Source organism: Verrucosispora sp. NA02020, assembly GCF_013364215.1.
Taxonomy (GTDB): Bacteria; Actinomycetota; Actinomycetes; order Mycobacteriales; family Micromonosporaceae; genus Micromonospora.
The window spans coordinates 3774754-3801046 of sequence record NZ_CP054923.1 but is presented as its reverse complement, the minus strand read 5'-3'; the positions used below and the strand labels follow the sequence as shown (position 1 = coordinate 3801046).

General features: G+C 72.3%; 23 protein-coding genes. 9 read left to right on the top strand and 14 right to left on the bottom strand.

Annotation, left to right across the window (positions count from 1 at the left end; genetic code table 11):
* The first annotated feature begins 28 nt into the window (after positions 1-28).
* Complete coding sequence (locus HUT12_RS16435) at positions 29-1165, top strand: SPFH domain-containing protein (RefSeq protein WP_176093935.1); 1137 nt, start codon at positions 29-31, stop codon at positions 1163-1165.
* Positions 1162-2250, top strand: a complete 1089-nt coding sequence (locus HUT12_RS16430; protein ID WP_131053765.1) for a hypothetical protein — start codon at positions 1162-1164, stop codon at positions 2248-2250. The genes HUT12_RS16435 and HUT12_RS16430 overlap by 4 nt, the downstream gene beginning before the upstream one ends.
* Before the next feature lie 33 nt (positions 2251-2283).
* On the opposite strand, the gene HUT12_RS16425 is transcribed toward HUT12_RS16430, so the two are convergent.
* From HUT12_RS16425 to HUT12_RS16390, 8 genes are all read right to left on the bottom strand, one after another.
* The gene (locus HUT12_RS16425) at positions 2284-3276 is read right to left on the bottom strand and encodes a zinc-dependent alcohol dehydrogenase family protein (protein ID WP_176093934.1); all 993 of its coding nucleotides are present in this window, start codon (positions 3274-3276) and stop codon (positions 2284-2286) included.
* A complete protein-coding gene (locus HUT12_RS16420) occupies positions 3273-4115 on the bottom strand; it encodes a carbohydrate ABC transporter permease (RefSeq protein WP_176093933.1) in 843 nt (280 codons plus the stop codon). The genes HUT12_RS16425 and HUT12_RS16420 overlap by 4 nt, the downstream gene beginning before the upstream one ends.
* A complete protein-coding gene (locus HUT12_RS16415) occupies positions 4112-5044 on the bottom strand; it encodes a carbohydrate ABC transporter permease (protein ID WP_176093932.1) in 933 nt (310 codons plus the stop codon). The genes HUT12_RS16420 and HUT12_RS16415 overlap by 4 nt, the downstream gene beginning before the upstream one ends.
* A 57-nt stretch (positions 5045-5101) precedes the next feature.
* Positions 5102-6463 (bottom strand): sugar ABC transporter substrate-binding protein, encoded by a 1362-nt coding sequence (locus HUT12_RS16410; protein WP_131053769.1) that lies wholly within the window; start codon positions 6461-6463, stop codon positions 5102-5104.
* Between the two features lie 58 nt (positions 6464-6521).
* Positions 6522-7283 carry a DeoR/GlpR family DNA-binding transcription regulator gene (locus tag HUT12_RS16405; RefSeq protein ID WP_131053770.1) on the bottom strand — a complete coding sequence of 254 codons (762 nt, stop codon included), beginning with the start codon at positions 7281-7283 and terminating at the stop codon, positions 6522-6524.
* Between the two features lie 219 nt (positions 7284-7502).
* Positions 7503-8354 (bottom strand): RICIN domain-containing protein, encoded by an 852-nt coding sequence (locus HUT12_RS16400; RefSeq protein WP_176093931.1) that lies wholly within the window; start codon positions 8352-8354, stop codon positions 7503-7505.
* Complete coding sequence (locus tag HUT12_RS16395; protein WP_131053772.1) at positions 8344-8859, bottom strand: sigma-70 family RNA polymerase sigma factor; 516 nt, start codon at positions 8857-8859, stop codon at positions 8344-8346. Before HUT12_RS16395 ends, HUT12_RS16400 begins: the two co-directional genes overlap by 11 nt.
* A 58-nt stretch (positions 8860-8917) precedes the next feature.
* Positions 8918-9550: a hypothetical protein gene (locus HUT12_RS16390; RefSeq protein ID WP_254876850.1), complete on the bottom strand. Its 633-nt coding sequence runs from the start codon at positions 9548-9550 to the stop codon at positions 8918-8920.
* Positions 9551-9765: 215 nt separating this feature from the next.
* Between HUT12_RS16390 and HUT12_RS16385 the strand changes: the two genes are divergently transcribed.
* The 3 genes from HUT12_RS16385 to HUT12_RS16375 all read left to right on the top strand — a co-directional run bounded on the left by HUT12_RS16385 (position 9766) and on the right by HUT12_RS16375 (position 13831).
* On the top strand, positions 9766-11358 hold the full coding sequence (locus HUT12_RS16385) for a GMC family oxidoreductase (RefSeq protein WP_176093930.1): 1593 nt from the start codon (positions 9766-9768) through the stop codon (positions 11356-11358).
* Positions 11359-11398: 40 nt separating this feature from the next.
* On the top strand, positions 11399-12364 hold the full coding sequence (locus HUT12_RS16380) for a hypothetical protein (protein WP_176093929.1): 966 nt from the start codon (positions 11399-11401) through the stop codon (positions 12362-12364).
* A gap of 195 nt (positions 12365-12559) precedes the next feature.
* Positions 12560-13831: a multidrug effflux MFS transporter gene (locus HUT12_RS16375; protein WP_254876849.1), complete on the top strand. Its 1272-nt coding sequence runs from the start codon at positions 12560-12562 to the stop codon at positions 13829-13831.
* 18 nt (positions 13832-13849) lie between these two features.
* Here HUT12_RS16375 and HUT12_RS16370 read toward each other — a convergent pair whose 3' ends face one another.
* Complete coding sequence (locus tag HUT12_RS16370) at positions 13850-14320, bottom strand: SRPBCC domain-containing protein (protein ID WP_131057187.1); 471 nt, start codon at positions 14318-14320, stop codon at positions 13850-13852.
* 81 nt (positions 14321-14401) lie between these two features.
* Between HUT12_RS16370 and HUT12_RS16365 the strand changes: the two genes are divergently transcribed.
* The 4 genes from HUT12_RS16365 to HUT12_RS16350 all read left to right on the top strand — a co-directional run bounded on the left by HUT12_RS16365 (position 14402) and on the right by HUT12_RS16350 (position 19968).
* Positions 14402-15760, top strand: a complete 1359-nt coding sequence (locus HUT12_RS16365) for an SWIM zinc finger family protein (protein WP_176093928.1) — start codon at positions 14402-14404, stop codon at positions 15758-15760.
* A 32-nt stretch (positions 15761-15792) separates the two neighbouring features.
* Complete coding sequence (locus HUT12_RS16360) at positions 15793-18411, top strand: DUF6493 family protein (protein ID WP_254876848.1); 2619 nt, start codon at positions 15793-15795, stop codon at positions 18409-18411.
* The gene (locus tag HUT12_RS16355; protein ID WP_176093927.1) at positions 18408-18863 is read left to right on the top strand and encodes a hypothetical protein; all 456 of its coding nucleotides are present in this window, start codon (positions 18408-18410) and stop codon (positions 18861-18863) included. Before HUT12_RS16360 ends, HUT12_RS16355 begins: the two co-directional genes overlap by 4 nt.
* 160 nt (positions 18864-19023) lie before the next feature.
* The gene (locus tag HUT12_RS16350; RefSeq protein WP_176093926.1) at positions 19024-19968 is read left to right on the top strand and encodes a CPBP family intramembrane glutamic endopeptidase; all 945 of its coding nucleotides are present in this window, start codon (positions 19024-19026) and stop codon (positions 19966-19968) included.
* Between the two features lie 44 nt (positions 19969-20012).
* Here HUT12_RS16350 and HUT12_RS16345 read toward each other — a convergent pair whose 3' ends face one another.
* The 5 genes from HUT12_RS16345 to HUT12_RS16325 all read right to left on the bottom strand — a co-directional run bounded on the left by HUT12_RS16345 (position 20013) and on the right by HUT12_RS16325 (position 25851).
* Positions 20013-20807, bottom strand: a complete 795-nt coding sequence (locus tag HUT12_RS16345; RefSeq protein ID WP_131054789.1) for a carboxylesterase — start codon at positions 20805-20807, stop codon at positions 20013-20015.
* Positions 20804-21637, bottom strand: coding sequence for an alpha/beta fold hydrolase (locus HUT12_RS16340; protein ID WP_131054790.1), 834 nt, complete (start codon positions 21635-21637; stop codon positions 20804-20806). The genes HUT12_RS16345 and HUT12_RS16340 overlap by 4 nt, the downstream gene beginning before the upstream one ends.
* A gap of 98 nt (positions 21638-21735) precedes the next feature.
* Positions 21736-22713, bottom strand: coding sequence for a helix-turn-helix domain-containing protein (locus tag HUT12_RS16335; RefSeq protein WP_131054791.1), 978 nt, complete (start codon positions 22711-22713; stop codon positions 21736-21738).
* Positions 22714-22859: 146 nt separating this feature from the next.
* On the bottom strand, positions 22860-25121 hold the full coding sequence (locus HUT12_RS16330) for a catalase (protein WP_176093925.1): 2262 nt from the start codon (positions 25119-25121) through the stop codon (positions 22860-22862).
* A gap of 115 nt (positions 25122-25236) precedes the next feature.
* Positions 25237-25851: a class I SAM-dependent methyltransferase gene (locus HUT12_RS16325; RefSeq protein ID WP_176093924.1), complete on the bottom strand. Its 615-nt coding sequence runs from the start codon at positions 25849-25851 to the stop codon at positions 25237-25239.
* Between the last annotated feature and the right edge of the window lie 442 nt (positions 25852-26293).

Here is a 26293-nt window from a genome sequence, read left to right as displayed (position 1 = left end):
ATCACCTGGCCGACAGGGAGGGTACGCGATGGGACTCATGGACCGGCTCCGGGGCGAGTTCGTCGACATCGTGGAGTGGCTGGACGACAGCCGCGACACGATCGTCTGGCGCTTCCCCCGGTTCCAGAACGAGATCAAGATGGGCGCCAAGCTGATCGTGCGCGAGTCGCAGACGGCGGTGTTCGTCAACGAGGGGCAGATCGCCGACGCCTTCCCGCCCGGCACCTACACCCTGGAGACCCGCAACCTGCCCATCCTCTCCACCCTCAAGGGCTGGAAGTACGGCTTCAACTCGCCGTTCAAGGCCGAGGTGTACTTCGTCAACACGCGGCAGTTCACCGAGATGAAGTGGGGCACCCAGAACCCGGTGATCCTGCGGGACGCCGAGTTCGGCGTGGTCCGGCTGCGCGCGTTCGGCGCGTACGCGGCCCGGGTGGTGGACGCGCAGCGTCTGCTGCGGGAGCTGGTCGGCACCGATCCGCAGTTCCGCACCGAGGAGGTGCAGGAGTACCTGCGGCAGCTCATCGTGGGACGGCTCGGCGGGGCGCTGGCCACGGCCGGCGTACCGCTGCTGGACCTGGCCGCGCACCAGGACGCCATCGGCCGACGGCTGGCCGGGGTCCTGACGGCGGAGCTGGCCGATGTCGGCATCGCGATCCCCACCTTCGTCATCGAGAACATCTCCGTGCCGCCGGAGGTGGAGCGGGCGCTGGACAAGCGCACCAGCATGGGCGCGGTCGGCGACCTGGACCGGTTCACGCAGTTCCAGGCCGCGACCGCGTTGGAGGAGGCGGCCCGCAACCCGGGCGGCGAGGCGGGTGCCGGCGTCGGCCTGGGCATGGGCATGGCGATGGGGCAGCAGATGGCCCGCACGATGGCCGGTGAGACCGCGCCCGCCCAGCCTGCCCCGGCGGCGCACGCCCCGACACCGCCGAGCGCCGAGCCGCCGCCGCTGCCGACCCAGACCCAGTGGTTCATCGGCGTCGACGGGCAGCGGCAGGGCCCGTTCGACCTCGGTGGGCTGGCCGCCCAGGTGGCCGCCGGCACGCTGGGCCCGGAGACGCTGGCCTGGCGGGCCGGCATGGCACAGTGGCAGCCCGCCGGGCAGCTTCCCGAGCTCGCCTCGGTGCTGGCCAGCGTTCCGCCGCCGCTGCCGCCGCGATGAGCGGCGCGACCGTCCCGCCGGCGTTCGGATGCGGCAACTGCGGCGCCCGGGTGGAGTACGCACCGGGCGCGGCAGTGCTGCGCTGCCCGTACTGCGGCAGCCAGCAGGAGATCGCCGGAGCCGGCCGGGAGGTACGCGAGCACGCGTACGCCCAGTTGGCGACGCTGGCGCGCAAGCCGGCGGCGCAGGTCGGCGCGTACACCTTCGTCTGCCCGGGCTGCGGTGCCCGCACCGAGAGCAACGCGCTGGCCAAGCGGTGCCAGTTCTGCGCCGCGCCACTGGTGGCCGACCACGCGACGGGCAGCCTCATCGCCCCGGAGGGGGTGCTGCCGTTCCAGGTCGACCGCGCCGGTGTGCGGACGGCTCTGAGCACCTGGTGCCGCAGCCGCTGGTTCGCGCCGAACAGCCTCAAGAAGGTCAGCGAGGCGGAGACGCTCAAGGGCACGTACCTGCCGCACTGGACGTTCGACGCGCGGACCGTGTCGCAGTACCGGGGGCAGCGCGGCCAGCACTACTGGGTCACCGAGACGTACACGGTGATCGTCGACGGCAAGGCGGAGACGCGGACCCGGCAGGTACGCCACACCCGGTGGTATCCGGCCGGCGGCACGGTCCGGCGGGACTTCGACGACGTGCTGGTCCCGGCCACCCGGTACCTGCCGGAGCAGCAGCTGGACCGGTTGGCCCCGTGGCCGCTGACCGAGGCGGTCGCGTACCACGGGGACTACCTGGCCGGTTACCACGCGCTGCGCTACGACACCGAGCCCGAGGCGGGGCTGGCCACGGCGAAGACCCGGATGGCGCCGGTCATCCAGGGTGACTGCCGCAGCGACATCGGTGGCGACGAACAGCGCGTCGACTCCGTCGACACCAGCTACTCGGACGTGACGTACAAGCTGATGCTGTTGCCGGTCTGGATCGCCGCCTACCTGCACGCCGGGCGGTCGTACCAGATCCTGGTCAACGCCCGCACCGGCGAGGTGATCGGCGAACGCCCGTACAGCAAGGTGAAGATCGCTGCCGCGGTGCTGGCCGCGCTGGCGCTGGTCGCCGCGATCGTGCTGGCGTTCGCGCTGGGTCGGTAGGAGCCGCGCGGGTCTCGGACGCCGCCGCGTGCCTCACGCGGCGGCGATCTGGATCTTGCGACCGACGCCGGCCCGGAACTGCGCCATCGCGTCGGCGTACTTCTCCAGCGGGAACCGGTGGCTGATGAAGACGGCCGGGTCCAGGACCCCGACGGCGAAGAGTTCGGCGGCACGTTCGAAGCTGTGCAGCACGGCCATCGAGCCGGTGACGGTGATCTCCTTGTTGTAGATGCGGTAGGGCTCGACCGGCACCCGGGTGGCGTACTCGGAGACGCCGAACTGGAGGAACGTGCCGGCCGGCGCGACCCGGCCCAGGCCGTCGGAGATGGCGGCCTGCACGCCGGTGCAGTCGATCACCACGTCCCAGCCACGCGGCCGGTCCAGGTCGTCGGCGCTCGCCGCGCTCGCCGAACAGCCCAGCGCGACGGCGGTGGCGAGGCGGTCGGCGTTCGGGTCGACCACGCTGACCGTGGCCGCGCCGCACCGTTTGGCCAGTTCGAGCATCATCAGGCCCATCGTGCCGGCCCCGTAGATCAGGTAGTGGTCGGCGAGCCGCCGGGGCAGCACGTCGAAGCCGCGTACCGCGCAGGAGAGCGGTTCGATCAGGGCCGCGTCGGCCGGGGCGACGCCCTCGGGCAGCACCACGCAGTTGCGGACCGGAGCGAGGGCGTACTCGGCCGCTCCCCCGGCGACGGTCACGCCGATGGCGTTCCACCGTTCGCAGAGGTTGCCCCGGGCCCGCCGGCACTGGTAGCACTCGCCGCAGTGCAGCGACGGGTCCACGGCGACCGGGTCGCCGACGCGGACCTCGGTGACGTCGCCGCCGACCGCGACCACCGTGCCGGCGAACTCGTGGCCCGGCACGATCGGGTACGCGGGCGCGAACTCGCCGTCCATGATGTGCAGGTCGGTGCCGCAGATCCCGCTGCCGGCCACCTCGACGACCACGTCCCGGGGGCCGGGCGTGGGGTCCGGTACGGATTCGACGCTGATCTGACCCGGCGTGACGATGACTGCTGCCTTCACTTGACCGCCCCCATGGAGAGTCCTCGGACGAGTTGTTTCTGGGCGATCCAGCCGGCCAGCACCACCGGCAACGACACGATCGTCGCCGCCGCGCAGAGCCGGGCCAGGAACAGCCCTTCGGAGGTGATGAAGCCGACCAGGAAGATCGGCGAGGTGCCGGCCCTGGTGGCGGTGAGATTGACCGCGAGGAAGAACTCGTTCCAGCTGAAGATGAAGCAGATCAGCGCGGTGGCGGCCAGGCCGGGCGCGACGATCGGCAACAGGATCCGCCGGATGGTGACCAGCAGGCTCGCGCCGTCCATCGCCGCCGCCTCGATCAGGGCGGTCGGCACCTCCAGCATGAACGAGCGCATCATCCAGACCGCCAGCGGCAGGTTCATCGCCGTGTAGAGCACGACCAGGGTCCAGACGTTGTCCAGCATGCCGAGGTTCTGCACCAGCAGGTAGATCGGCAGCAGCGCGGCGACCACCGGCAGCATCTTGGTGCTGATGAAGAAGAACAGCACGTCACGCCACTTGGCGACCGGCCGGATGGAGAGCGCGTACGCGGCCGGGGTGGCCAGCAGCAGCACCAGCAGCGTGGACATCACGCTGGCCATCAGCGAGTTGAGCAGGTACGGCATGAGGTCCCGGTCGAAGACCTGTCGGTAGCCGTCGAGCACCGGGGTGAAGAACCAGGCCGGCGGGTTGCTGGCGGCGTCCACCTCGCGTTTGAAGCCGGTCAGCACCATCCATACCACCGGCAGGAAGAACAACAGTCCGGCGAGCCAGGCCAGCACGGTCCAGACCGCGCCGGTGACGCCCGCCCCGCGCCGGACCGGGGCAGCGGTACGCCTCATCGCGCGTCCTCCATCCGGAACAGACTGGAGAGCAACCGCAGCGCGAAGGTGGCGACGACGATCGTGCCGATCACCACCACCACACCGGCTGCGGCGGCCTCGCCGTACTCGAACTTGCGGAAGGTGGTCAGGTAGATCTCGTACGGCAGGTTGGTGGTGGCCCGCCCGGGACCGCCCTGGGTGATGGTGAAGACCGCGTCGAACGTCTGCACCAGGTAGATCGCGCCGAGCAGGGCGCCGAGTTCCAGGTAGGGCCGCAGGTAGGGCAGCGTGATCCGGGTGAAGGTCTGCCACGGTCCGGCGCCGTCGACCCGGGCGGCCTCCAGCGTCTCCAGGGACTGGCCCTGCAACCCGGCCAGGATGATCAGCATCATGAACGGGGTCCACTGCCAGACCAGCGAGGCGACCACGGCCACCATCGGGTACTGCGACACCCAGTCGGTGCTGCCGCCGACGATGCCGTTGATCAGGCCGTACGACGGGTTGTAGATGGCGTGCTTCCAGAGCAGCGCCGCCGCCATCGGCATCACCAGGAACGGGGTGATCAGCAGGGTCCGCACGATGCCCCGGCCGGGGAACTTCCGGTCCAGCAGGATGGCCAGGCCGAGGCCGAGCAGCACCGAGACGATCACCGACGAGGCGGTCAGCACCACGGTGTTGACCAGGGCGGCCCGCAGTCGGGCGTCGCTGAGCACGGTCGCGTAGTTGGCCAGCCCGATGAACTCCTGGCTGCCCGGACGCAACGCGTTCCAGCTCTGGGTGGACAGGTAGAGGGTGAACAGGAACGGGAGCTGGGTCACCACGATGGCGAAGACCAGGGCGGGCAGCAGCGGGGCGCGGCGGGCCCAGCGCTGTTTACGGTCCGGCCGGGTGGGACGGACGGCGGGACGCGGACTCGCGTCCGGGTCGGTGGTGGTGGTCGTGGTCATCGATCCGCCTCACAGGGCAGGGTCGGGGCCGGCCGGTCGACCGGCCCCGACACGCGGCTACCGGTGTTTGCTGGCGGCTTCCTCGGCCAACCGCTGGCCGTCGGCGAGCGCCCGTTCGACGGTGCTCTGGCCGGCGATCGCCGCCGACACCTCCTGGGAGACCTTGGTGCCGAGGTCGGCGAACTCGGGGATGCCGACGAACTGCACCCCCAGCGCGGGCCGGGGCTGCACACCCGGGGCGACCGGGTCGGCCTCCTGGATGGACTTGAGCGTGATGTCGGCGAAGGCGCTCGCGGACTCGCGGTACTCGGCGATCTCGTAGGTGGACTGGCGCTTGCCGGCCGGTACCCGGGACCAGCCGAGCGAGCCGCCGATCAGCCGCTCGTACTCCTTGCCGGTCGCCCAGGAGATGAACTTCCAGGCGGCGTCGGCGTTCTTGGTGGTCTTCGGCATGGCCAGCGCCCAGGCCCAGAGCCAGCCCGACGAGTCGGTCTTCTCGACCGGCGCGTACACGTAGCCGACCTTGCCGGCGACGGTGCTGGAGTTGGGGTCCTCCAGGGTGCCGGCCGCGGAGGTGGCGTCGTACCACATCGCCGCCTTGCCCTGGCCGAACGTGTTCAGGCACTCGGTGAACCCGGACTGCGGTGCGCCCGGTTGACCGTGCGCGCGGAGCAGGTCGACGTAGAACGTGGTCGCCTCGGTGAACTCCGGCGCGTTGACCTTCGGCGTCCAGTCCTTCTCGAACCAGGTGCCGCCGAAGGTGTTCACCACGGTGGTCAGCGGCGCGAACAGCTCACCCCAGCCGGGCAGCCCGCGCAGGCAGATGCCGGAGATCCCCTTGTCCTTGTCGTCGAGCTGGGCGGCGAACCCGGCGACCTGCTGCCAGGTCGGGCGCTCCGGCATGGTGATGTTCTTGGCCGCGAAGAGTTCCTTGTTGTACATCAGGAACGACGACTCGCCGTAGAACGGCGCGGCGTAGAGCTTGCCGTCCTGGCCGGAGAGTGAGGCGACCATCGGTTCGAGCAGGTCGCCCTTGTCGTAGCCGGTGTCCCCGTCGGCGTACGAGCTGAGTTCGTGCAGCCAGTCGTTCTGCGCCCAGATGGGCGCCTCGTACGCGCCGATGGTGGCCACATCGTACTGGCCGCCCTGGGTGGCGACGTCCTGGGTGACCCGGTCTCGCAGCTCGTTCTCGGGCAGGATCGTGAACCGGACGGTGATCCCGGTGTCCTTGGTGAAGTTCTCGGCGGTGACCTTGGCCAGGTCCTCCATCTGCGGGTTGCCGACCATCAGCACGGTGATGGCCGTGCCGTCGCCGGACGACCCGCCGCCGGCTCCGGAGCAGGCGGTCGAGACCAGCGCGACGGCGAGACCGACGGCGAGCGTGCCGCGCCATCGGCGCGGAGATCGTGTTCTGGGCACAGCGAACCTCCGGAAGTGGTGGTGAGGGTGAGGGTGAGGGGACGGTCGGCCGGGGCGCTCAGACGCGCAGCACCACCGGGCCGAGCAGCGAGTAGCGGTGCGCCTCGGAGGCCGGCAGCGCGGTGTCCGTGACGACGGTGTCGAGGTCCGCCACGTCGGCGAACCGGCAGAAGCTGTGCCCGCCGAACTTGGTGTGCACCCCGGCGAAGACGACCCGCCGGGCCACCGCCATCACCTGGGCCTTGACGGCGGCCACGGCCGGGTCCGGTGTGGTCAGCCCGTGCTTGCGGGAGATGCCGTTGGCCCCGACGTAGGCGAGGTCGATCACGAAGCCGGCGAGCATCCGGGTGGCCCAGTGGTCGACGGTGGCCAGCGTGCGTCCGCGCACCCGGCCGCCGAGCAACAGCACCGTGACCGACGGGTACGCGGCCAGCGTCGCCGCGGTGTGCAGCGAGGCGGTCACCACGGTCAGTTGCCGGTGGGTGGGCAGCGCCTCGGCGATGAGCTGCGGGGTGTAGCCCTCGTCGATGAAGATCGACTCGGCGTCGCCGAGGTGTTCCACGGCTGCGGTGGCGATCCGTCGCTTCTCCACGACCATCCGGGTGGCCCGGGTCTCCAGGGTCGTCTCAAAGCGGGCGGTCTCCATCGGGTAGGCACCGCCGTGCGTCCGGCGGACCAGGCCCTGCTGCGCCAGCAGGCTCAGGTCACGACGGATGGTCTCCGGCGCGACGCTCAGCTCGACGGCGAGGTCGCGGACGTCGACGTCGCCCTGCCGGCGCGCCACGGCGAGGATGTGGTGGCGGCGCTGGTTCGCGTCCACTGTGTACCTCCCGTCGGCGTGTGTGTCTTTTTGTAACACCGTGGACGGTCAGGTGACTCCGGTCACATGCGGGTGATTCTGGTGGGTTTGTTGCCCGCAAGCCAGCCCGAACGGGCAGCACATAACGGTCATTGAACCTTTACCGCGCAGAACGACCGCCCGATTGGTGCCCCGGGTTGCCCGATCAGCACCCGGTGCGCCCGGTCGGGCGTCGCCTCGTCAGCTCGACGCGGGCCCGTTGTCGACCAGCCGGAAATAGGTGGTCAGCGTCGCGTCGCCGATCTCCTCGAGGATCAGCCCCCGGGTCGGCGAGTGCTGGAGGAACGCGGACAGGTTGCTGATCGCGTACGCGGGCGCGCCGCCCCGCTGCCCGTCCCGCACGATCGTGAACCGCTGCCTCGGCTCGCCCGGATCACAGGCGGCACCCACCACGCGTAACGGCGCACTGCCCGAGGAGCGCGACTCCCAGCAGGTGTCCCCCGCCCCGGCGACCCGGACCAGATAGGTGTCCCCGCCCTGCGGCACGAAGACGAAGAGCTGGTCGCCCTCGTCCCCGTCGACCTCGCCGAGACCACCCTCGTCGCGCAGCGACACCCCGCCGATCCCGTCGACCCGCACGACGGTGGCCCGGCGCTGCCCGGACAGCACCCCGCCGGCGCCCACCGGCGGCGCACCGGTGGTGCCCGAGGCGGGACTCGACGGGTCCGTGACGGACGGCCGAGAGCCATTCGGCGCGGGGCGCGACGACGTGGTGGACGGACTCGACGAGCCGGTGGGGGGACCGACCACGTCGGGACTCGGCGTGGCCCCGGGTGGGCCGGTGGCCGGGACGGGGGTCGGTCCCGCCGGCCCGACCGGGATGGTGTGCGGCGGCCCGGCGAGGCGGATGGCGGCGGTGCCGGCACCGAGCGCGGCGACCAGGAGGACACCGACCGTGACGGTCGCGACGTGCCGTCGACGGCGTCGGGTGTCCCCCCGGCGCCGGATCTCGGCGGCGGGGTGGACCCGGCCCTGCCCGCCGTGCCGGGCCAACCCGCGCAGGGCGTCGTCCAGCTCGCGGTCAGCGGTCATGTCCCCTCCCCCCGCTGGTCACCTGGTGCTCGTCGTCGCCCAGGTGGGCGGCGAGGGCGCGTCGCCCCCGGGCGAGCCGCGTCTTGACGGTGTTCACGTTGGTGCCCGCCTCGGTGGCGATCTCCGCCACGCTGAGGCCCACCAGATGGTGCAGGACCACCACCCGGCGCTGGTCTGCGGGGATGCGGCGCAGCGCGGCCACGATCGCGACGTGGTCGACCGAGCTGCCCTCGACGCGCTCCTCGGCGGCGTGCCGTCGGTGGGCCGTGAGCCGGTTGACCGTCTTGCGCCAGGCGCTGACCGCCACCCGGTACGCGACGCTGCGCACCCACGCCTCCGGGCTGTCGCACTCGCGGACGGTCGCCCACCGGTCCCAGGCCCGGGCGTACGCCTCCGCCACCGCGTCCTCCGCCTCGGCCCGACGGCCGATCATGGCGTAGAGGTGGCCCAGCACCCGCTGGGCCGACGCGGAGTAGAAGGCGTCGAACTCGTCAGCGTCGCGCATCGATCACGGTCTCCAGCCGATCCGGTCGCTCCTGGTCATGCCGCATCCCCGCCGGACGTCAGCCCTGCCGTGGCGCGGGCCCGGTGTCGTTGAACCGGAAGCTGTCGAACGGCGCCGCGTCGCCCAACTCCTCCAGGATCAGCCCGTTGCGCGCCGTGGTCCGCAGGTAGGCCCAACTGTTGCTGATCACGAACTCGCGGGCACCGCCACCCTGCGCCCTGGTGATGACGAACCGCTGGAGCGGGTCACCGGCCCGGCAGGTGGCGCCCCGCACCACCAGCGGTCGGGCGTTGCCCGGGTTGTGCGTCTGCCAGCAGACCGGCTGCCCGGTGCCGCCGCCGTAGTACGACTTGATGAGGTACTCCTGCCCGCCCAGCGGGGTCGGCACGAACACCTGCCGTCCCCGGTCGTCGTCCACCTCGGCCAGCCGTCCCCCGTCGAGCAACGACAGCCCGGACTCGAACGCGCCGACCCGGACGATCGTGACCCGACGCGTGCCGGAGAGTACCGGCTCCACGGTCGGCGTCGGCGTCGGCTTCGGCGTCGCCGCGACGAACGGCGCCGCCATCGACAGCGGCTCGACCGCCGGTGGCGCACTCTCGGACGCCGACGCCACCCCGTACACACCCACTGCGGCGGCGACCAGCGCCACCAGGCCCGTACCGGCGATCCACCTACTCGTCACCATCATGGCCTCCCACCTTCCGGCTACCGCCCCGAGCCCGTCCGACCGGTCCGGGTGTCGGTCCGTACAGCCTGATGACGCCTGGCACGCCGCGGTGGTTTCACCACGACGCACGATCACTCTGCGTACGGATTTCGGGTACGCATCGACGACTTCTTCCCTTTGCGTGACCGAGGCAATACGGTAAGTCGGCTGCCGGGCCGCGAGCCGGAGGGTTCCCCATGACGGAGTACGACTATGTGGTGGTCGGCGCGGGTTCGGCCGGCTGCGTACTGGCCAACCGCCTGACCGAGGACCCCGGTGTCCGGGTGCTGGTGATCGAGGCCGGCGGTTGGGACGGTAGCCCGTGGGTGCGCATCCCCAAGGGCTTCAGCCGGCTGATGGACGACCGGCGCACCGCCTGGCACTACCCCGCCGAGGTGCGCTCCGGCCGGCAGGAGATCTGGCAGCGGGGACGCCTGATCGGCGGTTCCAGCTCGATCAACGGCATGGTGTACGCCCGGGGCGACCGGCTCGACTACGACCAGTTGGAACGCCTCGGCAACCCCGGCTGGGGCTGGGACACCATGCTGCCGATCTTCAAGCGGCTGGAGGACAACCCGCTCGGTGCCTCCGACGTACGCGGAGCCGGTGGCCCGTTGCGGCTCTCCACCGCCACCGCCACCGACGAGGTCAGCGAGGAGACCATCGCGGCCGGGGAGGAACTCGGCTGGCACCGCACGGACGACCTGAACGCCGGTGACGGGGAGCGGATCGGCTACCTGATGGCCACCATCCGCGACGGCCGCCGCAGCAGTGCCGCCGACGCCTTCCTGCACCCGGTCCGGCATCGGCCCAACCTGCACGTCGCGGTGAACACGGTGGTCCGCCGGGTGATCGTGGAGAACGGTCGCGCCGTCGGCGTGCACGCGCACCGGAGCGGGCAACCGGTCGACTTCCGGGCCCGGGCGGAGGTGGTCCTCGCCGCCGGGGCGATCGCCACCCCGCACCTGTTGCAGGTCTCCGGGATCGGCCCGGCCGACACGCTGCGCCGGGCCGGGGTCGACGTGCTGCTCGACCGGCCCCGGGTCGGTGCCGGGATGCGGGAGCACCGGACCACCCCGATCCAGTTCCGGCTGACCGGTCGGGTCGGCTACAACCCGCGTCTGCGCGGGCCGCTCGGGCAGGGTCGGGAGATGCTGCGCTACCTGCTGACCCGCCGGGGTCCGCTGGCCCTGCCGGTGTACGACGTCGGCGCGTACCTCCGCTCCACGCCCTCCGCCGGGCATCCGGACGCGCAGTTGCTGGTCGCGCCCTTCTCGGCGGCACCCCGACGGCCCGGACGGGCGCTGGAACTGGAGGCCGAGTCGGGGCTGATGGCGCAGGTCACGGTGACCCGGCCGGAGAGCGAGGGCAGCCTCGCCATCACCTCCGCCGCCCCGGAGGCTCCGCCCCGGATCGTCGCCGGCTACTTCGACGCGGCGCACGACCGGCGGGTGGCCGTGGACGCCTTCCGGCGGGCCCGGGAACTCTTCGCCACCGGCCCGATCGCCAAGCGGATCTCGATGGAGACGCTACCCGGCCCGGCGGTCCGCGAGGACGACGAGATCATCCAGGCGGGGCTGGCGCTCGGATACTGCGGCTACCACGCGGTCGGCACCTGCGCGATGGGGCCGGGCGACGACTTCGTGGTGGATCCGCAGCTGCGGGTACGGGGCGTCGCGAGCCTGCGCGTGGTGGACGCCTCTGTGCTGCCGACCCTGGTCAGCGGTTATCTCAACGCACCGGTGATGGCACTGGCGTGGCGCGCCGCGGACCTCATCCGAGCCGCCTGACGACGGTATGCTTCCGCCACCGTCCATCTTGGAGTCGTACATGTTCTCGATGCGTCGCGCACGGCTGGTCAGCCGCCTGCTCGCCCTCACCCTCGTCGGCACGGTGCTGTCCGCCGCACCGGCCGGCGCCGCCCCGACACAGATGTCGTCACCCCCGGGGTGGACGACCGTGCCCGGCACCACCCCCGCGCTGTCCCGGCCGGCAGCCGCCGTCTACGGAGGGGACGTGCACCTGGTCGCCGAAGGCCCCGGCGACAGCGTGGTGCACAACCGGTACTCCATGCAGACCGCGGCCTGGTCGGGCTGGCAGACCGTGCCGGGCCTGGCCCAGGCGGCCTCCGCCCCGGCCCTGATCCTCTACGGCGACGGGCTGCACGTCTTCGTCCGGGGGCCGGCGGGCACCATCCGGACCGCCCACTACTCGCTGACGACCGCGAGTTGGTCCGCCTGGTCGACGGTGCCCGGGTCGGGCGCGACCACGTCGGAGCCGGCTGTCGCGGTGTACGGCGGTCACCTGCACCTGTTCGTCCGGGCAACGCCGGGCGTCCTGCGCACGGCCCGGTACGACCAGAGCACCGGCACCTGGTCGGGCTGGTCGACGCTGGCGGGCCTCCAGGGCGCGACCTCCGCGCCGACCACCGCGGTCTACGGGGGCTGGCTCTGGGTGTTCGTCCGCAGCTCGGTCGACACCCTCCGCACCGTCCGGTACGACCTGTCCACCGACGCCTGGACGACCTGGTCCACAGTGCCCGGCTCGGCGGGTACGCCGTCCGGCCCGGCCGCCGAGGTGTACGGCGGCGACCTGCGGTTGTACGTCAGCGACGTCGACACCGGCACGGTCCGCACCGCCGCGTACACGCTGAACACCTCCACCTGGTCGCGATGGTCGGCGGCGACCCGCCCGGTCGACCTGGTCTCGGCGCCCGGCACCACCGTCTACGGCGGTCACGTACACCTCTTCGTGCAGGGTTCGCAGCAGCAGGTCCACCGGTCGCTGATCGGGTAGTGACGACGGTCGGGCGGGCCGTCGGCGCGACGGCCCGCCCGCACCCGACGACCGGATGGTCACCCACGCCCGACCGGCTGTGAGCTGCGTTACCAATACGTCGACCGGGAATCAGCACGCCGGTCGCGGGTTGGAGCCAGATATGACCGTCGCACCACTGCCTGCTCAGCGTCCGGACCGGCCGGAGATCCTCCGATGAGCGCCCCGCCGCCGGGCGCGCTGATGCCGGGCGACCTGATGAGCCCCCGGCAACGCGTACGGCTCATCCTCGTCCTCGGCTCCCTGATCGCGGTGGGGCCGCTGACCATCGACATGTATCTTCCGGCGCTGCCGGCCATCGCCGAGGACCTCGGCACCAGCTCGGCGGCGGTCCAGTTGACCCTCACCGGCACACTGGTCGGGCTCGCCCTGGGCCAGTTGCTGATCGGCCCGCTCTCCGACGCCGTCGGTCGGCGCACGCCGCTGATCGCCGGCACCGCGCTGCACATCGTCGCCTCGGTGCTGTGCGCGCTCGCCCCGAACGTCGCCGTGCTCGGCGCGCTACGGGTCCTCCAGGGCCTGGGCGCCGCAGCCGCCGCCGTGATCGCCATGGCCGTGGTCCGTGACCTGTTCAGCGGAAGGGCCTTCGCGCAGGTGCTGTCCCGCCTGCTGCTGGTGATGGGAGCCGCTCCGGTGCTCGCGCCGACGCTCGGCAGCGAACTGCTGCGCTGGACGCGGTGGCAGGGTGTCTTCGCCGCGCTGGCCGTCTTCGGCGTCCTGCTGATGCTGGTCGCCGTCTTCGGCCTGCGGGAGACGTTGCCGCCGGCCCGCCGCCAGCGCGGCGGGGTGGTGTCCACCGCCCGCCTCTACCGCTCGCTGCTGCACGACCGGCCCTTCGTCGGGCTGGTGCTCGTGGCCGGGCTGGCGATGTCGTCGATCTTCGCCTACGTCAGCGGATCCTCCTTCGTCCTCCAGGAGCAGTACGGCCTCGACGAGCAGCAGTTCGGGTTCGCCTTCGGCGCGGGCTCGATCGGCCTGATCGCGGCCACCCAGGCCAACGTACGTCTGCTGCGGCGCTATCCGCCGCAGCGGATCCTGGCCGGCGCCCTGCTGGCGGGTACGGTCGCCGGTCTGGTGCTGCTCGGTCTGGCCGCGACCGGGATCGGTGGCCTGCCGGCGCTGCTCGCGGCGCTCTGGGCGGTGCTCGCGGCCGCCGGCCTGGCGCTGCCGAACGCCCCGGCCGTGGCGCTGACCCGGCACGGCGAGGCCGCCGGCACCGCCTCCGCGCTGCTCGGCTCGGTGCAGTTCGGCGTCGGCGCGGTGGCCGCGCCGATGGTCGGGGTGCTCGGCAACGGTGCGGTGGCGATGTCGCTGGTGGTGGCCGGTGGCATGGCCTCGGCGCTGGTCGTGCTGCACCTCGTGGTGCGGCCGAGGCAGCTCGACGCCCCGGAGCCCGACGCGAAACCGCTGGCCGTCGCGGTCCACTGACCGCAGCACCCGCGCCGGTTACCGGTGTGCCTCGCCCGTCTCGACGAGGCGGGCGAGGTTCGCCAGCGACATCCGGGTGCCGGTCTCGTTGTCGGCGGCGGGGACGGCGTCCGGTACGCCTTCGTGCACCACGCGCACGTCGGTGCCGCCGTCGGCGTCGGTGAGCGTGGTGGTCATCGTCATGACACCGCGCAGGGCGGGATCGTCGGTCTCGAACTCCAGGACCTCCACCACCACCTCGTCCGGCACCAACCGGCGGAAGTGGCCGTGGTAGGTGTCGGTGTGCGCCGTCGTCTTGCCCGTGGCGTCGGGCGCGTCGTAGGTCAACGACACCCGGAACGCACCGCCCTCGCGTGCCTCGAAGTGGTGCACCTGGCCGGTCATGCCCTCCGGCGCCCGCCACACCGCGACCGCGTCGGGATCGAGCAGGGCCCGGTAGACCGCCGGACGCGGTGCCGCGACGTGCGCGGTGACCTGGGTCGTGTACATGCGGCGGACGGTACCGGTCACGGGTGACGAAACCGGCGCTCACCCGGTCCGTGTCGCAGGCGTGCTCTAGCGTGCGACGGCGTGAACGCAGTGCAGACGTACCGGTATCTCGCCCCCTCCGCGCTCGGCGGCGGCGCACTCGCCCTCCAGACCAGCGGCGGGCCGACCCCGAATCCCCGCTTCTTCCGTGGCTTCCTGACCACACCGCAGGCGGCGGCGGTCGGCCTGCTGGCGGTCGCCGAGGTCGCCCGCACCCGCTACCACCGGCCGGTCGACGTGGCCAGCCTCGACCCGGTGGTCACCGGCAGCCGCGACCGGTTGCGCTTCGAGTCCTTCTCCGGCTGCTGCGGCGTGTACGCGCGCCTCGACGCGCTGCCCGACGGCCTCGACGGTGACGTGGTCGAGCACGGCACCACCAACGTGGACGTCAACACGCCGCTGCGCGAGGCGCTGTCCCGGGTCGGCGGGCTGGATCCGCTGCACCTGTCGGTCGGCCCCGAGGACCTGACCGTCTCGACGATGGACGGCGAGGTGGTCGAGAAGAAGGTCCCGCTGCCGAAGCGCTGGCTGCGCGGCTTCGCCGAGGTGCAGGTGCTCGCCGCCCGCTTCGAGCCCCGCGCGGAGCTGTCGGCGGCCGAGGCCACCACGTTCCTGCGACGACTGCCGAAGGGCGGCAGCCGCTCGGTGCTGTGGGTGGTGCCCGCCGGCCGCTCGCTGCGGCTGACCTCACGCCCGGTCCCCGGGGCGGTCTGCCTGGCCGGGCCGAGCCGGTTGGTCGCGCTGCACCCGATGCTGCGCTTCGCGAAGACCCTCCGGGTGTACGGCCCGACGGTGCGGGCCGGTTCCGCGCCACTGCCCAGCGTGTGGGAGCTGGACACCGGGGCGCTGCGTCTCTCGCTGACCCTCTCCCCCGAGCCCTACCGTGGCTTCTCCGGCGAGGGAGCGGCACTCACCGCACTCGCCGGTGACGACGTGGTCGACGACGCCGAGCTGGTCTCCGCGCTGCTCTCCTGGGACCCGACGGTCGACGTGGACCGGCTGGCCGGCGAGGCGGGCATCGACGTCGACCGGGTCCGGGGCGCGCTGGCGCAGCTCGGCACCGCCGGCCGCGTCGGGTACGACGTCTCCGAGGCGGCGTACTTCCACCGGGTCATGCCGTACGACGCGGAGCGGGCCGAACGTGACAATCCCCGGCTGGTCGGCGCGCGGGCGTTGCTCGACGCCGGGGCGGTGCAGCTCGACACGGGGGCGGTGCAGGCGGACGCCGCGTCGGCCACCATCCGCAGCGGCGACCATGTCTACCGGGTCCGGCTGCTGGCCGACGGCGCGCTCACCTGCACCTGCCCCTGGTGGGCAAAGCATCGGGGGCAACGGGGGCCGTGCCGGCACGCCCTGGCCGCCCGCATGATGGTCACCAACCGGGTCGAGGAGCGGGTGTGAGGCGTCCTACGCAGGTCGACATCATCACGAGCATGCCGCGACGTCGGCGGGAGTTGGCGGAAGGCGGCACCAGCGACCTGTTCGACCTGGTCGGCAACGGTTCCGCCGAGCAGGTCGCGGAGGCGCTGGCCGGGCTGCCCGAGCCCCGCCGCCGGGAGATCGGCGTGGGGCTGACCGCCTGGTTCAAGAAGCGGGACAGGGAGACCTGGTGGACCTCGGGACCGGGCACCGCGCTCGCGGTCGCCGTCGTCGGTTGCCTGCCGACCGCTGCCCAGGCCGCCGCGATCCTCGGGCGCGCCTCGGTGCCGGTGGACGGCACCCGTGCCGCCAGGTTGGTCCTCGCCGTCGCCGAGGACCGTGGTGTCACCTGGCTCGGTGACCTGGCCTACCGGGTGGCCGCGCGGTTCAGCGAACGGTCCTGGGTCGACCGGTGGCAGTTCGTCGCCGCGTTGTTGCAGGCGCAGGGATCACCACCGCCCACCGACGACCGTTCGGTGCAGCAGTGGCTGACCGCCGTGCAGTTCCCGGACCGGGGCCGCCGAGGTGCCCCGACCCCGGTGGCGGACCGCCTGCGCGACGATCCGTTCCTGCCGGCCATGCTGCCCCGGCTGTTCGAGGTGGACGGCATCGGCACCCAGATGATGTTCGACGTGCACTGGAAGAGCTGGGACGAGCCGAAGCGACACGCCCTGCTGACCGCGCTGGCCCAACTCGCCGCCGAGGGAGTGGTCGACCGGGCGGCACTCGTCGACGGTGCGCTCGGCCGCCTGCTGCGGGGTGACCGACCGACCGCGCTGCGCGCCTTCACCACCCTGCTCGGTCTGCTCTCGCTGAGCACCGCCGAGGTCGCCGCACACGCCACCGATCACCTGCGCCTGCTCACCGACGCGCCCGCGCCGGTGGCCACCATGGCGCAGAAGGCGCTGCGTCAGGTGCCCGACCTGGAACTGGAGTCGATCCTCGACGCCTCCCGCCAGGTGCTCACCCGGCCCGACAGGGCGCTGGTCCGCACCCAGCTCACCTGGCTCGACAAGCTGGCACGCCAGCATCCCGACCGGGTCACCGAGATCGCCGAGGTGATCGCGCTCGGTGCCGACCATCCCGCCGTCGAGCTGCGCGACCGCGCCACCACCCTGGCCGCCCGCCACGGCGTCGCGCCGGTGTCACCCGACCTCGGCGCGGCGGTCACCGGCCCGCGCGGCGACGACCTGCCCGCCCCGACGCCGCCCGCCCCGGCGCCCGAGCCGATCACCGACGTCGACGAGCTGGCCGAGGAGGTCGCCGCGCTGCTCGGCACCCAGTACGACGGCGCGTCGCTGGACCGGATCCTGGACGGTCTGGTCCGGCTCACCGCCACCGACGCCGTCCGGGTACGCGCCGCCCTCGACCCGGTGATCGAACGCCGACACTGGTCCTGGGCGAACGAGCACCGGTACGACCCGCTCTGCCTCTGTCAGGTGCTCGTCGACGTCTTCACCAGCGCCGGAGTGGCGCAGCCCGCCCAGCCTCGGTCCCGATGGCAGGCGCTGCTCGCGGCGTTGCGCCGCAGCGAAGCCTCGACACCGGAGCTGGTCGGCACCAACCCCCGGGTGCCTCCGGTGCACCGGCTGCTGCGCGCCCGGCTCGTCGAGATCGGCGCACACGTCACCGACCGCGGCGACACCGGGCTGCTGGCGCTGCCCACCTCCGCCAACGGCACCCTCGACCCGATGGTCCTGGTGGAACGGCTCGCCGCGCTGGGTGCGCGTACGCCCGGGCACTGGGATCTGACCCAGGCGTTGCTGCGGTTGCCGACGAACGCCGACGAGGCGGTAGCCGGCAAGGCGGCGGCGCTGGGCAGCCCGGCCGGTGACCGCCTCGCCGCCTGGTTGCGCGACGGCGGACTGCCGCAGCCGGTGATGCGGCAGAGCACCCTGCGGCGCAAGCGCACGGGCCAGTACAACTTCGACCACCCGTACATGCCGCCGGAGCGGCTCCTGGTCGAGCTGAGCCCACCCGACGGCCACGCCGACCCCGACGGGCTGCTCACCCTGCACCCGTCCTCGATCGGCGTGGAGCACACCGGCTGGGTGAACCTGTGGCCCTCGCTGCTGCCCGGCCACCGGGGCGTCGTCGCCGCCGCCGTCCTCCCCCTCGTCGCGAACACCGCCGACCTCGACCAACGCGACGGCACGGCGGTGCTGCCGCTGCTCGCCGAGACCACCGGCCCCGGCGGGATCGCCCTCGACCTGGCGATGGCGTACGGCCTCGGCGCCCGGCACGCCCCCGACCGCGTCGCCACCCTGGACGCCCTGCTCACACTCGCCGCCGCCGACCAGTTCGACGCGGTGGGCACCGGCGCGGCACTCGGCGCCCTGGCCACCGGCGCACGGGTCAAACTGTCGCGGGTCGTCGAGCCACTGCGCGACGCCGCCCAGGCCGGCGCACCGTCGACCGTGTGGCGACTGCTGGCCGCCACGCTGCCCGCCCTGCTCACCCCACCCACCCCGCCACGCGGCACCATCGACATGCTCACCCTGGCCACCGAGACCGCCACCACCACCGGGGTACGCCTCGACGTGCCCGGCCTCGCCGAGGTGGCCGCCCGAGGTGGATCCAGCCGCCTGGTGACCGAGGCCCGCCGCCTGCACCGGGCGCTGCAGAGCCGGTGAACGAACCGCCACCGACGACGGAGACCGCCCGGGCCGCACCCGGGCGGTCCCCCGCCGACAACTGGCGACGGTTCTGGCGGCGCTCTCCGGACGTCCACCCCGAGCCGGTCGACCTGCACCAGGCGGTCGCCCTCGGCCTGTCGGCCCTGGCCGTCGGGGCGGTCGTCGGTGTCGCCCTGGTGCTGCTGATCCCCTACCACCCGCCGACGCTCGTCCTCCTGGCCACGGTGTCGCCCGTTCTCCACCAGCACGCGGAGGGGGTACGGCACCGCTGGTGGGCCCTTGCCGTCGGCCTGGCGACCGGCGTCGCGGCCGGTCTCGGTCTCGCCGCCCTGCTGGAGACCGTCGTCGGGTCGGCGTGGGCGACATTGTGGGGGCTCCTGCTCGGCAGCGCGGTCGGCATCCTGACGCACGCGGGGACAACCCACCTTCCGGTCCGCACCGCACGATGACCGAGCACCTGGTCGCCGTTCCCTCTGCGCCAGTAGCGCGACACGATTCCCCTGATCGTGGCAGTGTGGCTGTTCGCACGTCGGCGTGTCGGCCAGCCACACTGCCACGATGAGCCGCGGACCGCTTCGTGGTGGCGGGCGCGGGGTAGCGTCGACTCGCATGGGGATCTTGGGGAGGGACGCGGGGGGCGTCGAGTGGCTGGTGCGACCTGCGGAGACGGGCCGCTGGGTGGTACCCGTGCTGGTGCCGCTCGTGGTGGTCTTCGTCGCGTACGCGTGGATCGTTCCCGACGGACTGGGTGAGGCCACCCGGAGCGTCGGGGTGGCGGCGGTCTGGGGTCTGGCCCTGATCGGCACGCTGCTCGCGACGCTGCTGGTCCTCTTCGCGATCACCGCGGCACGGCGGGGCGCCACGGCGGCGCGGCAGGTCGCGCGTACACCCGGCACCTGGATCGCGGTCGCCGTGGTCGCCTACCTCGTGCTGCTCACCGCCGTCTCCGGCCGGATGGCGCCGCTGCCGGTGTTCGACGCGCTCGATCGGCACTGGCAGGGCAAGGTGCTCGACCTGCTCTGGCTGGCCATCCTGTTCGGCATGTTGCACCGCTGGGCGCGGACCGAGGCGGGCCTGCGCCTGAGGATCACGCCCGGCTCGGCCCGGCCGGCGCTGCTCACGATCGTCGTCGTCTTCGGGATCTTCGTCGGGCTCAGCGCGCTGGCGGTCGCGCTGGATCCGTCGGCCGCCACGACCGTGGACGCCGAGCGACTGGCCTTCAACGCCACGATCCCGAACCTGACCGAGGAGCTGATCTGGCGCGCCGCGATGCTCGCGGTGCTCGATCGGGCCTTCGGTACGCCCTGGGTCGTGCTCGGTGCGCCGGTCGGCTGGGGCATCGTGCTCACCAGCGTGGTGTTCGGCGCCGGGCACGGCATCCTCGTCGACCTCGACGGCGTCTGGGGGTTCAACGTCGCCGGTGGTCTCTTCGCGATCGTGATGGGGTTGGCGCTCGGGTGGATCTGGGCGCGGACCCGCAGCGTCTGGCCCGCGTTCCTGCTGCACTGCGCGCCGGAGCTGGGCGTCGACGTCGGGATGCTGGTCGCCGGGTAACCCGAGGTGGGCTCCCGGCGGCGTACCGACGGGAGCCCACCGGCTCAGACGGCGTGGCGCTGGGCCCAGTCGAGGGCGTAGTCGGCGACCTGCTCCCAGCCGGGCTCCGCGCACGTCCAGTGGGAACGCTCGGGGAACTCGTGGAAGTCGGTGACGGTGCCGGACGCCTTGTAGTGGTGGGCGTTGGAGCGGTTCACCGAGGCCGGCATGATGTGGTCCTTGCCGCCGGCGATGAACAGCAGCGGGGCCCGCCCCTCGTTGCGGAAGTCGACCCAGGTCTCCTGCTTGCCGGGGGTGAAGTTGGCGAGCAGCCCGTACGACCAGACCCAGCTTCCCGGCGCGGCGATCGCGTAGCGGTCGTAGGCGGCGCGGGCCTCCTCCTCGGGCAGCGTGTTCGTGAACGCGTAATGGAACTGTTCCGGGGTGAAACCGGCCGCACGGTGGCGCTTGGCCGGGTTGTTGAGGATCGGGAAGAGGGACTTGATCTGCGAGGGCGGGTTCACCCGGATACCCTCGGGCGGCGCGGAGTTGATCACGACACCGGCCGCGCCGTGTCCCCGGTCGAGCAGGAGCTGGGTCAGGGTGCCGCCGAAGGAGTGACCCATGATGATCGGCTTCTCCGGCAGCGCGGCGATGACCTTCTCCAGGTGCGCGACGGTCTCCGGCACGGTCACCGTGGCGATCGGCGTCGGGTCGGCCCGCAGCGCCTCCACCTCCACCTCGAAGCCCGGGTACGTCGGCGTCAGCACCGTGTGCCCCTGCGCCTCGAAGTACGGCACCCAGTGTTCCCAGCTGCGCGAGGTGACCCAGAGACCGTGCACCAGGACGATCGTGCTCATGCGTCGTACTCCTTCAGGAAGGCCAGCAGATCCTGGCCGAGCTGCTCCTTGTGAGTGTCGGTGATGCCATGCGGCGCCGACGGGTAAACGATCAGCCTGGCGTCCTTGATCAGGGCGGCGGACGCCTTGCCGCCGACGTCGAAGGGCACGACCTGGTCGTCGTCGCCGTGGACGACGAGCGTCGGCACGTCGAACCGGGCGAGGTCGCCACGGAAGTCGGTGGCCGAGAAGGCCGCGATGCACTCGTACGCGTTGCGGTGTCCGGACTGCATGCCCTGCCGCCAGAACGCGTCCCGGATGCCGACGGAGACCGCCGCTCCCGGCCGGTTGTTGCCGAAGAACGGACCGTCGGCGAGATCCCGGTAGAGCTGCGACCGGTCCGCCAGCGACCCGGCCCGCAGACCGTCGAAGACCTCCCCGGGTACGCCGTCCGGGTTGTCGTCGGTGCGCAGCATGAGCGGAGGTACGGCGGAGACCAGCACCGCCTGCGCCACCCGGGAGGTGCCGTGCCGGCCGATGTACCGGGTCACCTCTCCCCCGCCGGTGGAGAACCCGACGACCGTCACGTCACGCAGGTCGAGCGCGTCGACCAGGGTGGCCAGGTCGTCGGCGTACGTGTCCATCTCGTTGCCGTGCCAGGTCTGGGTGGAGCGCCCGTGCCCGCGCCGGTCGTGCGCCACGATCCGGTAGCCGTGCGAGGCGAGGAACAGCGCCTGCGCCTCCCAACTGTCGGAGTTCAGCGGCCAGCCGTGGCTGAGCACGACCGGCCGTCCCGTACCCCAGTCCTTGTAGAAGATCTCCGCGCCGTCCGCGGTCGTGACGAAGGGCATCCTGCCGTCCTTTCGCTGCCTGGGGGAGAAATGTCGCACCGATCGCGCGGGCTGGGTTTCGTGTCGACGCACGGTTCTTGCGCCTGACGGCACACTGTTCAGCGCGAGCGGGCCGGTTCCGGGGTACGGGTGGTCGGCCTCGTCGCGGCCAGTTGTCGCGGGGTCAGCCCGAAGGCCGCCCGGAAACGGTGGGAGAAGAAGCTCGGGCTGGAGAAGCCCCACGCGCGGGCCAGCGCCGCGATGGAGGTGTACCGCCGGTGCGAGGCGGTCAGCTCGGCGCGGGCACCCTGGAGGCGTTGCTCGATGATCGACTGCTCCAGGCTCTGGCCCATCTCCTCGTACAGCTTGTAGAGGGCACGCAGCGAGATGGCGTTTGCGGCGGCGACGCGGGCCGGGGTCAGATCGGGCTCGCGCAGGTGCGCGCGGACGTAGGCCTGGATCCGCGCGGACATCGAGGACTCGACGGTGTCGCGCAGCAGGCGACCGCTGCCGGCGGCGGAGACCACCAGCGCCCGCATCAGCTCGACCGACGCGGCACCGAGTTCGGCGGCGGCAGCGGAGGCGGCGAGCGGGTCGGCCTGCGTGGTCATCCGGGTGACGTGATCCCGCACCAGGTCGTACATCGGGCTGCCCGGCAGCGTCCGCGCCGCCTCGTGGATCAGGTCGCGGGGTACGCCGAGCCGGTCCACGTCGACGTGCAGCGCGTACGAGGCGCCGCCGCCCTCCCAGCCGTAGACGTACGGCAGCGACAGGTCGACGAGCATCAGGTCACGCGGCCCGAACCGGCGGTCCTCGCGCGCCCAGCTCAGGTGGTTGTCGGTGCGCAGCGGTACCGCCAGCACGATCGAGGTCTCGGTCTCCGCGCGGCACATCCGGGGGGTACGCCGCAGCGTGGTGCCGGACGCCTCGATGTTGAAGACCTTCGCGGGCCCGAAGTCGAAGACGGTCATCCGGGCGTGGATCGCGGCCGGGTCCTCGAACGACGCCATGCTCGACGAGCAGTTGGCGCTGACCGTGGCCTGGAACGCCTCGGCGCGCTCGCCGGCCGGCAGGTCCCCGGTGTCCAGCACGAGCATGCTCCCTCCCTCCGTCGGATCGAAACCTAACGCTGGCCCGACGGGGCGGGGAGGGCTGTGAGTGCACGGGCTCGACCGACAGTGCACGGATGCGGGGGCGGCCCGTCGCCGTGCGACGAACCGCCCCCGCAGGACCGGTCGCTGGGTCAGCCGACCGAGGCGGGGAACCGTTCCCAGACCCGGTGGTCGGCCATCAGCCGGTGCACTCCGGTGAAGACGTCCTCGCCGGAGTCGCCGGTCACGACGCCGGGCGTACCGGCGACGCCCGCCTGCTCCAGCACGGAGACACCGGAGCCCCAGGCGCCGATCGCCTTGGCGTGCCGCCAGCACTCCTCCACCATCAGCAGCACCCGGGGGTCCACCGGACCTGCGGAGGCCGCACCGGCCTTGGCGTCGCGGGCCGGCGGCGCGTCCGGTGCCGGGGCGGGTGCGCTGGCGATCAGCAGCGCGTCGAGTTCCACCGACCGGCCGGTGGCGAAGCTGCGCTGCGCCGGCAGGTCACCGATCAGGCCACCATGCGGGGCGATCAGCAGCGGCACCATGTCGGCGGCGAAGACCGCCCGCCGGACGTCACTGACCGTGTCCAGGTCGACCTCCGGGTCCACGACGATGCCCACCATCCGTCCGTCGGCTGGCCACTGCCGTCCCACCTGGGACAGGGCGGGGCTGGGCGTGACGTCGGCGAGCGGCACGGTCGGTTCCGGGGCGGGTAGCCCGAGACCGGTGGCGACCTGGGCGCAGAGCACCGGGTCGATGTTGGCCAGGCACTGGAGCTGCCGTTCCTTGATCTCCTGGTGGTAACACTTGCCCAGCTCGAAGGTGTAGGCCCGGATGATGTGCTCCCGCTCCACCGGCGACATGCTCAGCCAGAAGAGTCGCACCTGGCTGTAGTGGTCGTCGAAGGAGACCGGGTTGGCCCGGATCTTCGGCGCCTCGGCCACCCGCACCGGCACGTCCAGGAAGGCGTTCTCGGCGTCGCCGGCCGGGAACGGGTTGCCGCCGTCGAGCGAGTTCGGCCGGTACGGCGCCACCCCGGCGTGCACGGCGTGCTGGTGGAAGCCGTCGCGCAGCATGTCGTTGACGGCCGCGTGCGGCCGGTTGATCGGGATCTGCGCGAAGTTCGGCCCGCCCAGGCGGGTGAGCTGGGTGTCGACGTACGAGAAGAGGCGGCCCTGCAACAGCGGATCGTTGGTGACGTCGATGCCGGGCGGCAGGTGGCCGACGTGGAAGGCGACCTGCTCGGTCTCGGCGAAGAAGTTCGTCGGCGTACGGTTCAGCGTCAGGCTGCCGACCAGCTGCACCGGGGCGAGTTCCTCCGGCACGATCTTCGTCGGGTCGAGCAGGTCGATACCGGCGAACGTCTCCTCCGGGGTGTCCGGGAAGACCTGGAGACCGAGTTCCCACTCCGGGAAGGCACCCGCCTCGATGGCGTCGTACAGGTCGCGCCGGTGGAAGTCCGGGTCCATGCCGGCGAGCATCTGGGCCTCCTCCCACACCAGGGAGTGCACGCCCAGCTTCGGCTTCCAGTGGAACTTGGCCAGCACCGTCTCCCCCGCCTCGTTGACCAGGCGGAAGGTGTGTACGCCGAAGCCCTCCATGGTCCGGTACGAGCGCGGGATGCCCCGGTCGGACATGTTCCAGATGGTGTGGTGCTGCGCCTCGGTGTGCAGCGAGACGAAGTCCCAGAACGTGTCGTGCGCGCTCTGCGCCTGCGGGATCTCGCGGTCCGGGTGCGGCTTGCCGGCGTGGATGATGTCCGGGAACTTGATCGCGTCCTGGATGAAGAAGACCGGCATGTTGTTGGCGACCAGGTCGAACGTGCCCTCGTCGGTGTAGAACTTCGTCGCGAAGCCCCGGGTGTCGCGCACCGTGTCCGCCGAGCCGCGTGCCCCGAGGACGGTGGAGAACCTGACGAACACGTCGGTCGTGCGTCCCTTGCGGAGGAACCCCGCCCGGGTGACGGCCTCGGCCGCACCGTACGCGGTGAACACGCCGTGCGCTCCGGCGCCCCGGGCGTGCACGACCCGCTCCGGGATGCGCTCGTGGTCGAAATGCGTGAGCTTCTCGCGGAGGTGGTGGTCCTGGAGCAGCACCGGCCCCCGGGGACCGGCCTTGAGCGAGTGGTCCGTGTCGCGCAGGCGTGCCCCCTGCGCGGTGGTCAGGTAGGCGCCCTGCTGACCGTTGGCGGTGGCCGGAGCGCCGGTGCGCGCGCCGGTCGGCGTACGGGTCTGCGGGCTCCCCTGCTCCGGTTTGGGGGGCAGCGGATCCTGCGGTGTGGTCGGCTCCGACACGGTCGCTGGCGCGCTGCCCGGTTTGCCGGGCACTTCCGGCGTGAGGGCGTCGGTGACCTTCTCCGCGGCGGACTCCACCGCGTCCTTGACCACCTTCGCGGGGTTACGGGCATCCATATCGGCAAGTACCTCCTGGAACACAAGTACCGGATGCCACCGCGATACCCTGGCCGGAGTCGGCAAAACAGGGCGAACGGTATGAGTCTGGTGAGGCCCGTTCCTCGGTTCCCGGCTAGGGCCGGCGCGCGTGCACGCGTTCGATGGCGCCGTAGCTGAGGCGTTCGGTGGCGAGCACCTCGACGTCGAGCCGCCGCAGGGTGTGCAGTGGGCGACGGGTGTAGTGCTCGCCCTGCAACGGCACGCTCACCAGGTCGACCACGTGCTGCGCGGCGCGCAGCAGCGGGTGGGAGGCGACGATGTGGTCGGCGAGCAGCAGGCTGCCGCCGGGGCGCAGCACCCGCAGCGCCTCGGTCAGCGCGGCCCGCTCGTCGGGGACGCAGCAGAGCGCGAAGGTACAGACCACCGTGTCGAACCGCGCGTCGGCGAAGGGCAGGGCGGTGGCGTCGGCGGCGGCCAGCGCGACGGTACGACCGAGGTCGGCGGCACGCCGCCCGGCCGCGTGGACCATCCGGGGACTCCAGTCGACGCCGCTCAGTCGCACGTCGGCCGGATAGTGCGGCAGGTTGAGGCCGGTGCCGACGGCCACCTCCAGGGTCTGCCCGGTGGCCCGGCGGCACACCCATCGGCGGCTGGTCCCGAGCAGCCGACGTTCCGCCGAGGCGGTCCGCCGGTCGTACCCGCTGGCCCGGTCGTCCCAGTAGTCGATGAGCCGGTCGCGTCGTCGCACGTGCAGCCTCCGCTCTCCCGCTCGACCCCGCCGGGCCGCCGCCGCCCAGGCATCGCCCCAAACCGATGGTGCCACCCACCCGCACCCCCCGACCGCCCCCCAACCCTCCCGCCCGCCGACCCCCGACCGACGGCCGGTTGATCAAGAGGTTTTGGCCCTGCGCGCCGAGGCGTCGTGACCAAAACGTCTTGATCAACGCGCCGGAGCGGACGAACGACGCCTGCGGCGGGCACGCACATCGGCGACGGTGACATCCTGTGACAGTCGCTGAGTGTGACGACTTCCCGCCAGTACCGGATGTCCACCTCGCCGCCTTTGCTCTGCTTCAACCCACGCAATAGCGCGTGAGCTGCACCAATTCGACGACGGCGCAGCGACCATGGCACCGAATCCACTGCGGAGGGTTACCGATGCGTGGGTTGAAGCAGAGCAAAGGGGTCGC

Coding starts and splice junctions, on each gene's coding strand:
- HUT12_RS16435 (WP_176093935.1), top strand. CDS start 29: ATGGGACTCATGGACCGGCTCCGGGGCGAGTTCGTCGACATCGTGGAG.
- HUT12_RS16430 (WP_131053765.1), top strand. CDS start 1,162: ATGAGCGGCGCGACCGTCCCGCCGGCGTTCGGATGCGGCAACTGCGGC.
- HUT12_RS16420 (WP_176093933.1), bottom strand. CDS start 4,115: ATGAGGCGTACCGCTGCCCCGGTCCGGCGCGGGGCGGGCGTCACCGGC.
- HUT12_RS16415 (WP_176093932.1), bottom strand. CDS start 5,044: ATGACCACGACCACCACCACCGACCCGGACGCGAGTCCGCGTCCCGCC.
- HUT12_RS16400 (WP_176093931.1), bottom strand. CDS start 8,354: ATGACCGCTGACCGCGAGCTGGACGACGCCCTGCGCGGGTTGGCCCGG.
- HUT12_RS16395 (WP_131053772.1), bottom strand. CDS start 8,859: ATGCGCGACGCTGACGAGTTCGACGCCTTCTACTCCGCGTCGGCCCAG.
- HUT12_RS16390 (WP_254876850.1), bottom strand. CDS start 9,550: ATGATGGTGACGAGTAGGTGGATCGCCGGTACGGGCCTGGTGGCGCTG.
- HUT12_RS16385 (WP_176093930.1), top strand. CDS start 9,766: ATGACGGAGTACGACTATGTGGTGGTCGGCGCGGGTTCGGCCGGCTGC.
- HUT12_RS16380 (WP_176093929.1), top strand. CDS start 11,399: ATGTTCTCGATGCGTCGCGCACGGCTGGTCAGCCGCCTGCTCGCCCTC.
- HUT12_RS16375 (WP_254876849.1), top strand. CDS start 12,560: ATGAGCGCCCCGCCGCCGGGCGCGCTGATGCCGGGCGACCTGATGAGC.
- HUT12_RS16370 (WP_131057187.1), bottom strand. CDS start 14,320: ATGTACACGACCCAGGTCACCGCGCACGTCGCGGCACCGCGTCCGGCG.
- HUT12_RS16360 (WP_254876848.1), top strand. CDS start 15,793: ATGCCGCGACGTCGGCGGGAGTTGGCGGAAGGCGGCACCAGCGACCTG.
- HUT12_RS16350 (WP_176093926.1), top strand. CDS start 19,024: ATGGGGATCTTGGGGAGGGACGCGGGGGGCGTCGAGTGGCTGGTGCGA.
- HUT12_RS16345 (WP_131054789.1), bottom strand. CDS start 20,807: ATGAGCACGATCGTCCTGGTGCACGGTCTCTGGGTCACCTCGCGCAGC.
- HUT12_RS16340 (WP_131054790.1), bottom strand. CDS start 21,637: ATGCCCTTCGTCACGACCGCGGACGGCGCGGAGATCTTCTACAAGGAC.
- HUT12_RS16335 (WP_131054791.1), bottom strand. CDS start 22,713: ATGCTCGTGCTGGACACCGGGGACCTGCCGGCCGGCGAGCGCGCCGAG.
- HUT12_RS16330 (WP_176093925.1), bottom strand. CDS start 25,121: ATGGATGCCCGTAACCCCGCGAAGGTGGTCAAGGACGCGGTGGAGTCC.